Origin of the sequence: Pseudomonas sp. EpS/L25 (genome assembly GCF_001512295.1) — a bacterium.
Classification (GTDB): Bacteria; Pseudomonadota; Gammaproteobacteria; order Pseudomonadales; family Pseudomonadaceae; genus Chryseomonas.
In genome coordinates this window covers 78,265-91,080 of sequence record NZ_LNUP01000011.1, presented here as the reverse complement: position 1 = coordinate 91,080, position 12,816 = coordinate 78,265, and the positions used below count along the sequence as shown (strand labels likewise).

At 66.8% G+C, this 12,816-nt stretch carries 12 protein-coding genes; 8 read left to right on the top strand and 4 right to left on the bottom strand.

Features of this window, described 5'->3' with window-relative positions:
• Positions 1-73: 73 nt before the first annotated feature.
• The 6 genes from AR540_RS09495 to gcvT all read left to right on the top strand — a co-directional run bounded on the left by AR540_RS09495 (position 74) and on the right by gcvT (position 7,207).
• The gene (locus AR540_RS09495) at positions 74-478 is read left to right on the top strand and encodes a DUF350 domain-containing protein (RefSeq protein ID WP_059228313.1); all 405 of its coding nucleotides are present in this window, start codon (positions 74-76) and stop codon (positions 476-478) included.
• A 9-nt stretch (positions 479-487) separates the two neighbouring features.
• Complete coding sequence (locus AR540_RS09490; RefSeq protein WP_059228311.1) at positions 488-1,042, top strand: DUF1190 domain-containing protein; 555 nt, start codon at positions 488-490, stop codon at positions 1,040-1,042.
• Between the two features lie 2 nt (positions 1,043-1,044).
• Positions 1,045-2,199, top strand: a complete 1,155-nt coding sequence (locus AR540_RS09485) for a glutathionylspermidine synthase family protein (protein WP_059228308.1) — start codon at positions 1,045-1,047, stop codon at positions 2,197-2,199.
• 484 nt (positions 2,200-2,683) lie between these two features.
• Positions 2,684-3,052 (top strand): glycine cleavage system protein GcvH, encoded by a 369-nt coding sequence (gcvH, locus tag AR540_RS09480; protein ID WP_059228306.1) that lies wholly within the window; start codon positions 2,684-2,686, stop codon positions 3,050-3,052.
• A 7-nt stretch (positions 3,053-3,059) separates the two neighbouring features.
• Positions 3,060-5,915 (top strand): aminomethyl-transferring glycine dehydrogenase, encoded by a 2,856-nt coding sequence (gene gcvP / locus AR540_RS09475; protein ID WP_059228304.1) that lies wholly within the window; start codon positions 3,060-3,062, stop codon positions 5,913-5,915.
• A gap of 182 nt (positions 5,916-6,097) precedes the next feature.
• A complete protein-coding gene (gene gcvT, locus AR540_RS09470; protein WP_059228302.1) occupies positions 6,098-7,207 on the top strand; it encodes a glycine cleavage system aminomethyltransferase GcvT in 1,110 nt (369 codons plus the stop codon).
• Between the two features lie 81 nt (positions 7,208-7,288).
• Here the strand turns inward: gcvT and AR540_RS09465 are convergent, their stop codons facing one another.
• Positions 7,289-7,903: a glutathione S-transferase family protein gene (locus AR540_RS09465; RefSeq protein WP_059228300.1), complete on the bottom strand. Its 615-nt coding sequence runs from the start codon at positions 7,901-7,903 to the stop codon at positions 7,289-7,291.
• Between the two features lie 155 nt (positions 7,904-8,058).
• Between AR540_RS09465 and AR540_RS09460 the strand changes: the two genes are divergently transcribed.
• Complete coding sequence (locus AR540_RS09460) at positions 8,059-8,964, top strand: LysR substrate-binding domain-containing protein (RefSeq protein WP_059228299.1); 906 nt, start codon at positions 8,059-8,061, stop codon at positions 8,962-8,964.
• 190 nt (positions 8,965-9,154) lie between these two features.
• Here the strand turns inward: AR540_RS09460 and AR540_RS25340 are convergent, their stop codons facing one another.
• A complete protein-coding gene (locus AR540_RS25340; RefSeq protein ID WP_153014211.1) occupies positions 9,155-9,346 on the bottom strand; it encodes a hypothetical protein in 192 nt (63 codons plus the stop codon).
• Between the two features lie 244 nt (positions 9,347-9,590).
• Between AR540_RS25340 and AR540_RS09455 the strand changes: the two genes are divergently transcribed.
• On the top strand, positions 9,591-11,549 hold the full coding sequence (locus AR540_RS09455; RefSeq protein ID WP_059228297.1) for a DNA topoisomerase III: 1,959 nt from the start codon (positions 9,591-9,593) through the stop codon (positions 11,547-11,549).
• On the opposite strand, the gene AR540_RS09450 is transcribed toward AR540_RS09455, so the two are convergent.
• Positions 11,536-11,868 (bottom strand): endonuclease domain-containing protein, encoded by a 333-nt coding sequence (locus AR540_RS09450; protein ID WP_059228294.1) that lies wholly within the window; start codon positions 11,866-11,868, stop codon positions 11,536-11,538. The genes AR540_RS09455 and AR540_RS09450 overlap by 14 nt on opposite strands.
• A 534-nt stretch (positions 11,869-12,402) precedes the next feature.
• Positions 12,403-12,711 carry a hypothetical protein gene (locus AR540_RS09445; protein ID WP_007159930.1) on the bottom strand — a complete coding sequence of 103 codons (309 nt, stop codon included), beginning with the start codon at positions 12,709-12,711 and terminating at the stop codon, positions 12,403-12,405.
• Between the last annotated feature and the right edge of the window lie 105 nt (positions 12,712-12,816).

Genomic DNA, 12,816 nt, shown 5'->3' with positions numbered 1-12,816 from the left:
TGAACGGTCGGCGCAGAGCCCGTGCGGGCGGCGATAATCGCGCTCGGCTCTTCATCGACAAGGAACGTCTCTCGTGCTTGCCGCCTACCTCAGCGGGTTTTCCGCCTTCCTGCTCTATCTGCTGCTGTCCCTGGCTCTGCTCGGGCTGTTCTGCGTGCTCTACGCCTGGCTCACGCCCCATCGCGAATGGCAGCTGATCCGCGCCAACGTGCCGGCGGCGGCCCTGGCCTTCGGTGGCAGCCTGCTCGGCTTCGTGCTGCCGCTGGCCGGCGCCATGCGCGTGGCGGTCAGCCTCACCGACTTCCTGATCTGGGCGGTGATCGCTCTGGTCACCCAGTTGCTGGCCTTCCAGCTGCTGCGCCTGGGCCTGCCCGGACTGCCGCAGCGGCTGGCGGCCAACGAGATGGCCAGCGGCATCCTCGCCGCCTGCTTCGCCATCGCCGTGGGCGTGCTCAACGCGGCCGCCATCACCGGTTGAGGAGGTGCCATGAAACGCAGCAAGCGCCTGCGCCTGGTACTGTTGGGCGCCACGCCCCTGATCGTGACCGGCTGCAACGATAAGCCGGAGACGGGCTATCTGTATCGGGACCCGGTCGACTGTCAGAGTGCCGGGGTGTTCAAGGCAGGGTTATGCGAGCAGGAATATGCCCGGGTGGTGGTACTGCACAGCCAGATCGCCCCGCGCTATCGCTCCCGAGTCGATTGCGAGGCCGATTTCGGTATCGGTCGCTGTCAGGCGGTCGATCAAACGTTCAGCGCCTACGCCCCGCCGATCTCTGGTTATCTGCTGGGCACGGTGCCGGTCACCACTACCGGTTCTCAGGGGCAACGGCTGGAATGGCTGGAGCAGCGTTTCCCCAGCGCGCCGCTTTACCAGGCGCTGGGTGACGACCATTTGCGCAGCAACTGCAACGAATATGTCGGGCGCCGCTCCGGGCCACTGCTCGTCAGCACCGCCTTGACCCGGATCAGGCCGGCTCCCTCCGTTCAACGTGGTGGTTTCGGGCTCAAGGCCTCGGCGCTCTGCTCCCAAGGAGGCTAGCCATGCAACGCGTCTCCCTCACCGAACGTCCCGACTGGCGCCCGCAGGCCGAAGCTCTGGGCTTCGCCTTCCATACCTTCGACGGCGAACCCTACTGGGACGAGACCGCCGCCTATCGCTTCAGCCTGCGGCAGATCGAGGACGACCTCGAGGCGCCCACCGCCGAGTTGCACGAGCTGTGCCTGGCCTTGGTGGATCTCATCGTCGAGCGTGAAGAGCTGCTGGAGCGGCTGCAGATCCCACGCTTCTTCTGGGAGCACCTACGCATCAGCTGGCGCCGGCGCGAGCCCTCGCTCTATGGCCGCATGGATTTCTGCTACAGCGGCCAGGGGCCGGCCAAGCTGTTCGAACTCAACTACGACACCCCTACCTCGCTCTACGAAGCGGCCTATTTCCAGTGGCTATGGCTGGAGCAGCAGCGTGAACGCGGAGCCCTGCCGCCCGCCGCCGACCAGTACAACCTGATCCAGGAGCGGCTGATCGAGACCTTGGCGGAACTGGGCGTGCCGCAGCCGCTGTACCTGGCCGCGGTGCGCGACTCCCTGGAGGACCGCGGTACCGTCGACTACCTGCGCGACTGCGCCGTCCAGGCCGGCCTGGATACCCGTTTCCTGGCCATCGAGGACATCGGCCTGGAACGCTCGGGCACCTTCGTCGACCTCAACGGCCATTCGATCTTCAGCCTGTTCAAGCTCTATCCCTGGGAACAGTTGCTGGAAGATCCCTTTGGCGCGGCCATTCCGGCCAGTGGTACCCGCTTCGTCGAGCCACCGTGGAAGGCGCTGCTGAGCAACAAGGGCATCCTGGCGCTACTCTGGGAGCAGCATCCGGGGCATCCCAACCTGTTGCCGACCTATTTCGACGCCCGCCCCGGTGCGCACCTGGCGCCGGGCTGGGTGCGCAAGCCGCTGTTCTCCCGCGAGGGTGCCAACGTCAGCCTGCACGCCGCCGATGGTCGTCGGGCCGCGGTGGCCGGTCCCTATGGCGGAGCGACCATTCGCCAGGCCTGCCAGCCGCTACCTTGCTTCGACGGTCACTACCCGGTACTGGGCAGCTGGGTGGTGGGTGACCGCGCCTGCGGCCTGGGTATCCGCGAGGATCGTTCGCTGATCACCCAGGACAGCTCGCGCTTCCTGCCGCATTTCATCCTCGACTGAGAGCCTGTTCAAAATCTACTGCGCGTCGGCCAAACCGCGTTGAAAATGGCCTGGGTCGCCAGCCCGGCCTGGGCGGCCCCGTCGCAATGCTCATTTACCACTCGTAAACTCGAGCGCGGGTCCCGATCCGCTTCCTCAGCCATTTGATTCGCTGGCGCTCACCCTACGGGCCAGCCGTTGGTCGTTGCGCCTGGTTTGGCTCTAGCTCGCGAGATTATGAACAGGCTCTGACAGCCAGTCCGTCTGGATCGTGCAGCTTGGCTGTCGGACCCAGGAGCAGCGCTATATCTGTATCGAATTGGATACGGCGTTCGAAAATCGTTACGCAGAAGAGTGGCATCCTGTCCAATCGTAACGTTTTCGCTACGACCAGGCAGCGGTGTGCAGACCAAAGCCTTGAAAACCCAGGCTTTCGCGTCTGGCATTGGCCTTGCACAGGTCACTCCCATCTATCCACCGGGACGAACGTCCGCAGGAGTCTGCAATGGGTCTGCGCTACACCGAAGAACACGAATGGCTGCGTCAGGAAGCCGATGGCGGCATCACCGTCGGCATCACCGACTATGCTCAGGACTCGCTCGGCGACCTGGTCTTCGTGCAACTGCCGGAACTGCGCAGCTACGCCCAAGGCGATGAGGTGGCGGTGCTGGAATCGGTCAAGGCCGCCAGCAACATCACCATGCCGCTGGACGGCGAGGTACTGGCGGTCAACGAGGCGCTCAACGAGGCGCCCGAGACCATCAACAGCGATCCGCTGAATGCCGGCTGGTTCTTCCGTTTCCAGCCCGCCAATGCCGAAGCCTTCGCCGCCCTGCTCGACGAAGCCGCCTATCAGCAACTGATCAAGGGGTAAGACCGCCATGTCGCTGCACGACACCTTCAGCACCGCCGACGAATTCGTCCCGCGCCACATCGGTCCGCGCGAGCTGGACGAGATCGCCATGCTGAACCTGCTCGGCTACGAATCCCTGGACGCCATGACCGCCCAGGTGATCCCCGAGAGCATCAAGGGCACCAGCGTGCTGGACCTGCCCGCCGGCCTCTCCGAAGCCGACGCCCTGGCCGAGCTGCGCGCCATCGCCGGCAAGAACCGCCTGCTCAAGAGCCTGATCGGCCAGGGCTACTACAACACCCACACCCCGGCGCCGATCCTGCGCAACCTGCTGGAAAATCCGGCCTGGTACACCGCCTACACCCCCTACCAGCCGGAGATCTCCCAGGGTCGTCTGGAGGCCCTGCTCAATTTCCAGACACTGATCGGCGACCTCACCGGCATGCCAGTGGCCAACGCCTCGCTGCTGGACGAGGGCACGGCCGCCGCCGAGGCCATGACCTTCTGCAAGCGCCTGGCGAAGAACAAGGCCACTGCCTTCTTCGCCTCCGTGCACTGCCATCCGCAGACCCTGGACGTGCTGCGTACCCGCGCCGAGCCGCTGGGCATCGAGGTGGTGGTGGGCGTGGAAACCGAGCTCGAGGACCACGGCCGCTTCTTCGGCGCGCTGTTCCAGTATCCGATGACCACCGGCGAGATCCGTGACTACCGCGAGAGCATCCAGGCCTTCCAGGCCGCCGGTGCCCTGGTGGCCATGGCCGCCGACCTGCTGGCCCTGACCCTGCTCACCCCGCCCGGTGAACTGGGCGCGGACGTCGCCATCGGCACCGCCCAGCGCTTCGGCGTACCGCTCGGTTTCGGCGGCCCGCACGCGGCGTACTTCGCGACGCAAGACAAGTACAAGCGCGACATGCCCGGTCGCGTCGTCGGCGTCTCCATCGACCGCCACGGCAACCCGGCCTATCGCCTGGCCTTGCAGACCCGCGAGCAGCATATCCGTCGCGAGAAGGCCACCAGCAACATCTGCACCGCCCAGGTCCTGCTGGCCAACATCGCCAGCATGTACGCGGTCTACCACGGTCCCGAAGGCCTGACCCGTATCGCCACCCGGGTGCAGCGCCTCACCAGCCTGCTGGCCGCCGGCCTGCAGCGCCTGGGCCATGAAACCCAGCACACCGCCTTCGACACCCTGACCCTGGTGTTCGGCGAACGCACCGCCGCCCTGCACGAGACCGCCCGTACCCGAGGCTACAACCTGCGCGACGTCAGCGCCGAGGCCCTGGGCGTGTCCCTGGACGAGACCAGCACCCTGGCCGACGTCCAGGCGCTGCTGGAGATCTTGGCGGACGGCAAGGCCGCGCCCCAGGTCGCCGAGCTGGGCGATGCCCAGGGCGTGGAACTGCCCGCGGCGCTGCGGCGCCAGTCGGCCTTCCTGACCCACCCGGTGTTCGCCAGCCATCGCTCGGAGACCGAGCTGATGCGCTACCTGCGCAAGCTGGCGGACAAGGACCTGGCGCTGGATCGCACCATGATCCCGCTGGGTTCCTGCACCATGAAGCTCAACGCCGCCAGCGAGATGATCCCGGTCACCTGGGCTGAGTTCGGCGGTATCCACCCCTTCGCCCCGGCCGACCAGGCCCAGGGCTATGCCCAGCTCACCACCGAGCTGGAGGCTATGCTCTGCGCCGCCACCGGCTATGACGCCGTCTCCCTGCAGCCCAACGCCGGCTCCCAGGGCGAGTACGCGGGCCTCCTGGCCATCCGTGCCTATCACGCGAGCCGTGGCCAGGGTGAACGCGACGTCTGCCTGATCCCGGCGTCGGCCCACGGCACCAACCCGGCCACCGCGAGCATGGTCGACATGCGCGTGGTGGTTGTGGCCTGCGACAAGCGCGGCAACGTCGACCTCGACGACCTGCGCGCCAAGGCCGAGCAGCACAGCGACCGCCTGGCCGCGCTGATGATCACCTACCCGTCCACCCACGGGGTGTTCGAAGAGGCCATCCGCGAGATCTGCCAGGTCGTCCATGACCACGGTGGCCAGGTTTATATCGACGGCGCCAACATGAACGCCATGGTCGGTCTCTGCGCCCCGGGCCAGTTCGGCGGCGACGTCTCCCACCTCAACCTGCACAAGACCTTCTGCATTCCCCACGGCGGCGGCGGTCCGGGCGTCGGCCCCATCGGCGTCAAGGCGCACCTGGCACCCTTCCTGCCCGGCCATGCCCGGCTGAAACGCAAGGAGGGCGCGGTCTGCGCGGCGCCCTACGGCAGCGCCAGCATCCTGCCGATCTCCTGGATGTACCTGAAGATGATGGGCAGCGCCGGTCTGACCCGCGCCTCGCAGATCGCCATCCTCAGCGCCAACTACATCGCCCGCCGGCTGGAAGAGCACTACCCGGTGCTCTACAGCGGTACCGGTGGCCTGGTGGCCCATGAGTGCATCCTCGACCTGCGCCCGCTCAAGGACAGCAGCGGCGTGACCGTGGACGACGTGGCCAAGCGCCTGATCGACTTCGGCTTCCATGCCCCGACCATGTCCTTCCCAGTGGCCGGCACCCTGATGATCGAGCCCACCGAAAGCGAGTCGAAGGCCGAGCTGGATCGCTTCTGCGACGCCATGATCGCCATCCGTGACGAGATCCGCGCCCTGGAAGCCGGCACCCTGGACCCCCAGGACAATCCGCTGAAGAACGCGCCGCATACCGCCCGCGAACTGGCCGGGGAGTGGACCCACCCCTACAGCCGCGAGCAGGCGGTCTTCCCGCTGCCCAGCCTGGTGGATGGCAAGTACTGGCCGCCGGTGGCGCGCATCGACAACGTCTACGGCGATCGCAACCTGGTCTGCTCCTGCCCGCCGATCGAAGCCTACGGGGAGGCCTGACCCTCACCCGCGGTCCCTCTCCCGGAGGGAGAGGGGAGCAGAGCCGCTCTTCCCCTCTCCCCCTGGGAGAGGGCCGGGGTGAGGGATGACCCGAATCACCCAAAGTTGCGACCCAACAGCCCAGCGCTGTCGCGCTCCTCCTGCCAGGAGCGCGACAGCCGCCACCCGACAGGAGCCCCACCATGTCCCTGCTCAAGACTTCGCTGCACGCCCTGCACCTGGAACTCGGCGCCCGCATGGTGCCCTTCGCCGGCTACGAGATGCCGGTGCAATACCCGCTCGGCGTGCTCAAGGAGCACCAGCACACCCGCGCCCAGGCCGGGCTGTTCGACGTTTCCCACATGGGGCAGGTGCTGCTCGAAGGCGACGCCGCCGCCGAAGCCCTGGAGACCCTGGTTCCGGTCGACATCATCGACCTGCCCAGCGGCATGCAGCGCTACGCCCTGCTGACCGACGACAACGGCGGCATCCTCGACGACCTCATGGTCGCCAACCTGGGTGACTGCCTTTACCTGGTGGTCAACGCCGCCTGCAAGGAAGCCGACCTCGCCCACCTGGAAAAGCACCTGGGCGATCGCTGCCAGGTGCTGCCGCAGTTCGATCGCGCCCTGCTGGCGCTGCAAGGGCCCGCCGCCGCCGCGGTGCTCGCGCGCCTGGCGCCGGAAGTGGCCGAGATGACCTTCATGCAGGTGCGCCGCGTGAAGCTGCTGGACCAGCCCTGCATCGTCAGCCGCAGCGGCTATACCGGTGAAGATGGCTACGAGATCTCGGTGCCCAGCGCGGCCGCCGAGGCCCTGGCCCGCCGCCTGCTGGCCGAGCCGGAAGTCGAGGCCATCGGCCTGGGCGCCCGTGACTCCCTGCGCTTGGAAGCCGGTCTGTGCCTCTATGGCCACGACATGGACGCCGGCACCACGCCGGTGATGGCCAACCTCGGCTGGGCGCTGTCCAAGGTGCGGCGTGAAGGCAACGGCCGCGCCGGCGGTTTCCCCGGTGCCGAGCGCATCTTCGCCGAGCAGCGCGACGGCGTGAGCCGCAAGCGCGTCGGTCTGCTGGTGCAGGAGCGCGTACCGGTGCGGGAGGGCGCGGAACTGGTGGATGCCAACGGCGCCAGCATCGGCCGGGTCACCAGTGGCGGCTTCGGCCCGACCCTGGGTGCGCCGGTGGCCATGGGCTACGTCGACAGCGCCTTCGCCGTCCTCGATACCGAGCTGTTCGCCGTGGTGCGTGGCAAGCAGGTGCCGGTCAAGGTCGCCAAGACACCCTTCGTGCCGCAGCGCTATTACCGCGGGTAAATAGTCGCCAAGAGCATCGCGGCCATGGGCAGCTCCTACAGGGGCCCGTAGGAGCGGCCCATGGCCGCGATGCTTTTGCCGTCACACCGCCGGATAATCCCGAAATACCGACAAGGCCTCCGCCTCGGCGGCAAGCGCCTCCAGCGTTGGATAATTACGCGGTTCGATCAGCCCGGGCAGGGCATGGTGCAGGAAGGTCCAGGCCACTGCCGTGTCGATGGCGTCCTGGCCGATGCTGTCTTCCCCCAGCGGCGGGCGCGGGCCCAGCCAGGCCTTGTCCAGGGCGCCACAGGCCGCTCTCAGCTGACCCTCCACCCGCTGCCGCCAGGGCTCGTGGCGCTTCTCTTCCGGGCGCAGGTCGCGTTCGTACACCAATTGCACCGCCTTTTCGCACAGCGCCAGCGCCAGGCCGCTACGGCCCAGGGCGGTCGCTCGGGCGGCGTGGCCATTGGGCAGCAACTGCCGGCTGCCGCAGGCGAGATGCTGGGCATAGTCCAGGATCAGCGATGAATCCATCAGCCGCTGGCCATCCAGGCAGATGAGGGTTGGCGCCTTGATCACCGGATTGAAGCTGCGAAACCGTTCGACATCGCGGAAGACCGACAACTGGCGCAGTTCGAAAGGCAGCACCAGCAGGCGAAGGGAGATCGCGACCCGCCGGACGTAGGGCGAGTCGAGCATGCCGATGAGTTGCATGAGAGCATCCTGTCAGAAAGGGTGAATCCTGTTTCACGTGGAACGTCATCCAGCCGACTTGTTTTACAGCGAATGTCGCTCTGGACAAGACATTAAGGATTCGATGAAGCTGTTTCCAGCGAGAAAAACTGACTGGATCGTTAAGGAAAGCTTACATGTCACGAGTGCCGCCGCTGAATGCCCTGCGCTGTTTCGAGGCCGTGGCCCGGCTGAGCAGCGTGACCCGCGCCGCTAACGAATTGCACCTGACCCACGCGGCGGTCAGCCAGCAGGTGAAGGGGCTGGAGCATCAACTGGGCATGGTGCTGTTCGAGCGCCAGGGGCGCGGCATCGAGGTCACTGGCGACGGGCGCGTCTATGCCGAACAGGTGCGGCAATTGCTCGCCGAGCTGGGCGAGGCGACCCGTCGGCTGCAGGCTCGACCACGGCGCAACGAGCTGGTAGTCGCTACCTTCCCTTCCTTCGCCGCTCATTGGCTGTTGCCGCGGCTACCGCGTTTTCGCGCCCGGTATCCGGAGTACCGTATCCGCATCCAGACCAGCATGGATTTCCAGGACCTGCGCCAGGGCATGGTGGACATCGGGGTACGCATGGGCGAGGGACAGTGGGATGGCCTGACGGCGCAACGGCTGTTCCAGGACGACGTCCTGCTGGTTGCGGCGCCCGGGTACAACGGCGGGCACCTGCCCCGTACCCTGGACGAGGCCCTGGCGCAGCCGCTGATGCACACCGAGGAAACCTGGCGGCACTGGGGCGAAGCGGCCGGTGTGGGGGAGGCCATGCCCAGTTGCGCCATCAGCGTGAACGACTCCAACCTGGTGCTGGAGGCGCTACGCCTCGGGCAGATTCTGGCACTGGAAAGACGCAGCCTGGTGCAAACCGCGCTGGAGGAGGGACGGCTGGTCCAGCTCAGCCCGGTGGTGGCGCCCTATCCCTACGCCTACTGGCTGGTCTGGCCGGAGCGGGCGGAGTCGGCGGAAAAGCAGGAGCGCTTCGGCGCCTGGCTGCAGGCCGAGGCGGCGACCTATCTGGCGGGACTCGACGCCTCGACAGCGGTCTGAGGCGATGGGTCGACGCTCCAGAGCCTGGGCAACGGCTCGCAGGCTAGGGCCAAACAGGGCCTGTGCGGCCCCGTGAAAACATCCAGGCAGGCGGATCGGATTCGCGCCCGGGTTTACGAGCGGTAAAGGAGCGATCCGTCGGCCTGTTCAACGCCGTTTGGCCGACGCGCAGCAGTCTTTGGACAGGCTCTCAGCGCAACAGCAGCTTGCGCCGGCCATCCGGCCAGACTTCCCAGAGTTGATCGTTGATACGTTGCACCTGGCTGGTGGTACGCCGCATGGTGCCGATGGCGGCCCGCAGCGCCTGGCTGCTGGCGGTGTCCACGATATTTCCGGCGCCGGTGCTCTCGGCCTTGGCGCGGTCCATAGCTACAGTATTCATTGACGCCTCCCAGAGCTCGGCTAAAGACGGCGAAAGTGCCGTAGCCCAAGGACTGCCCAGCAGCGGCAAGATTCCGCGTCCTGAGCCGTCGCCATTCAAGCTGTGATCCACGTCCTGAGCGCGCTGTGGCCTGCTGAACGAATTTGCGCAAAGGCGGCTTTCTGTACGGATATACAGATTAGTCCTTGCGCTGGCCGTTGCGGCTTTGCATCCTGTCGCCATCCCCCGTTGCGCGACGCTCGCCATGCAGCTGTATCTCTGCGAAAAACCCTCCCAGGCCAAGGACATCGCCCGCGTCCTCGGCGCCACTCGGCGTGGCGATGGCTGCCTGCTGGGGCAGGGCGTGACCGTCACCTGGTGCATCGGCCATCTCCTGGAAACGGCGCCACCGGACGCCTATGACGACCGCTACAAACGCTGGTCGCTGGACGACCTGCCCATCGTCCCTGCGCAGTGGAAATTGCAGGTGAAGAAAACCACTGGCAGCCAGTTCAAGGCGGTCAAGCGCCTGCTCGGCGAGGCCAGCGAACTGGTGATCGCCACCGACGCCGACCGCGAGGGCGAGATGATCGCCCGCGAGCTGGTGGAGCACTGCCGCTATCGTGGACCCGTCCGCCGGCTGTGGCTGTCGGCGCTGGACGACGTCTCCATCCGCCGCGCCCTGGCCGCGCTCAAGCCCGGCGCCGAGACCTACGGCCTCTATCAGTCCGCGCTGGGGCGCTCGCGCGCCGACTGGCTGATCGGCATGAACATGAGTCGGCTGTTCACCCTGCTGGGGCGCCGCTCGGGCTATCAGGGCGTGCTCTCGGTCGGGCGGGTGCAGACCCCGACCCTGCGCCTGGTGGTGGACCGCGACCGCGCCATCGCCGCCTTCGTGCCGGTGCCCTTCTGGACCGTGGAGGCGACCCTGGACGCCTCGGGCACTCGTTTCCAGGCCCAGTGGCAGCCACCGGAGGCCGTCTGCGATGACCAGGGGCGCTGCCTCAAGCCCGAGGTGGCCCAGGCGGCGGCGAAGGCCATCGAAGCGGCCGGCCAGGCGCGACTGGTGAAGCTCAAGACCGAACGCATCTGCGAGGCGGCGCCCTTGCCTTTCGACCTGGGTACCCTGCAGGAGGTCTGCTCCAAGCGGCTGAACCTGGGCGCCCAGCGGACCCTGGACGTGGCCCAGGCGCTCTACGAAACCCACAAGCTGATCACCTATCCGCGCAGTGATTGCGGCTACCTGCCGCTGTCCCAGCACGCCGAGGCGCCGGCGCTGCTGGCGGCCTTGCTGGGCGCCGACAGCAGTCTCGCCCCCCTGCGCGACCATCTGGACGCCAGTCGTCGCTCGCGGGCCTGGAACGACGCCAAGGTCAGCGCCCACCACGGCATCATCCCGACCCTGGCGACCCGCGACCTGGACCGATTGAACTCCCAGGAACGTAGCGTCTACGGCCTGATCCGCGCCCGCTACCTGGCGCAGTTCCTGCCGCAGCACGAATTCGACCGTACCCAGGCCGACTTCGAGGCCGGCGGCGAGCGCTTGCGGGCCACCGGCAAGTGCCTGGTGGAGCCGGGCTGGCGCCGCGCCCTGCCCGAAGCCCTGACCCCGGCCAAGGGGCGCGAGGCGCCGCCGGCCCAGGCGCTGCCCGGCTTGCGCGAGGGCGAGCACTATCCGGTGGTCGAGGTGCGTTGCAAGGATCAGCTGACCCAGCCGCCCAAGCCCTTCACCGAGGGCGATCTGATCAAGGCGATGAAGAACGTCGCCAAGCTGGTGGAAGACCCGGCGCTCAAGCAGAAGCTCAAGGACACCACCGGCATCGGCACCGAGGCGACCCGCGCCAGCATCATCCAGGGCCTGCTGGATCGTGGCTACCTGATCAAGCAGGGCAAGGCCCTGGCGGCGACGCCCGCGGCCTTCGGTCTGATCGATGCCGTACCACGGGCCATCGCCGACCCGGGCACCACGGCGCTCTGGGAGCAGGCGCTGGATCGGGTGCAGGAGGGCGAACTCAGTCTGGCCGAGTTCGTCGCCAAGCAATCGGCCTGGATGGGCAAGCAGGTGGAGCGCTGCCTGGGCCTGACCCTGACCATCAGCGGTCCGCCGCCCGCAGGCAAGGGCGCGCCCTGGAAGAAGAAGCGGCGTACGGGTGGGAGCAAGGCCAAGGCGAAGTCGGGCAGCGCGCCGACGCGGGCGCGCAAGCCCAAGGTCAAGCCGGGCTGAGGGCGGCGCAGAGACGTTCGAGTACGGCCTCTGGCTGGGTCAGGACCCCGTGGTTCCAGAAGCGCAGCGTCTGAAAGTCCTGAGCACCTAGCCAGACATCACGCTCGCGGTCGGCTGGGCTGTCCTGGTGCTGGCCACCATCCAGTTCGACTACCAGACGCGCTTCCAGGCAGACGAAATCCAGGATGTAACGGCCATATGGATGCTGGCGACGGAATTTGAATCCTTGGAAACGCTTGCCGCGCAGGTGCTGCCAGAGGGCGCGTTCGGCGTCGGTTTGGTTGCGACGCAGGCTGCGGGCGTGGGTGATGAGGGGCATGGGAATCCGTTCCCTTGAGATTCTTGGTTTGGGCTTACCCTCACCCCAACCCTCTCCCGGAGGGAGAGAGGGCGGTATGGAGCGAGAGGTGATTTTTTGAGTATTGCCGGGTGTTCTGCGTTTGGCGAGAGCCCTGGGACGCAGTTTTGAGCGTTTGTGTGTGGAGGTAGCGCTCGGCAGGGAGCGGTACTGAACGAAGAGGGGGCTATTGGAATGTCTTCTGACGCTATGGCCGACAAACCGCTAGAGCAGCGACTTCAAAAACGCTGGCGGTGCCTGCCTCTGGCGAAGAGAGCCACCGCCGCTCCAGACAACCCCCTCTCCCTTGGGAGAGGCTTGGGGAGAGGGCGGGGTACTGAGCGAAGGGGGCTATGGAGTGTCTTCTGACGCTATGGCCGACAAACCGCTAGCGCAGTGACTTCAAAAACGCTGGCGGTGCTTGCTCCTGGAGAAGAAGCCCGCCACCGCTCCAGACCGCCCCCTCTCCCTTTGGGAGAGGGTTGGGGTGAGGGCGCACGCCAGGCCCTGGGCGGCTTACTTCTTGTCGAACGCCGCCGCGGCAGTGGCATAGGCCGCTTCGTGATAGTCGAACTCGGCCGACTGCACCAGCAGGGTTTCCTCGTCCTCGGTGAAGGCGATCACCGGGCGATAGGAGAGGCCGTCGGCCTTGATCTCGGCTTCGTCGATGAGCTTGGAGAGGTCGAAGGCGAAGTCGCCGCAGATGGCCTTGGCCTGGGCGTCGGTGATGCCGTGTTTTTTCAGGGCATCGCGCAGTAGGGTGCTCCACTGGTATTGGAACTGGAGACCCAGTTTGGCGTAGCTGGGACCGTAGTCGATTTCCATGAGTGTGTAACCGGGGCTTGGGAGGAGGGGGCGAACTCGCCACATTGGCCGGGAAGAACGGCCGATGCGACGGCTGCCGGTGGCGCTACCATGGCGCGCCGGAAA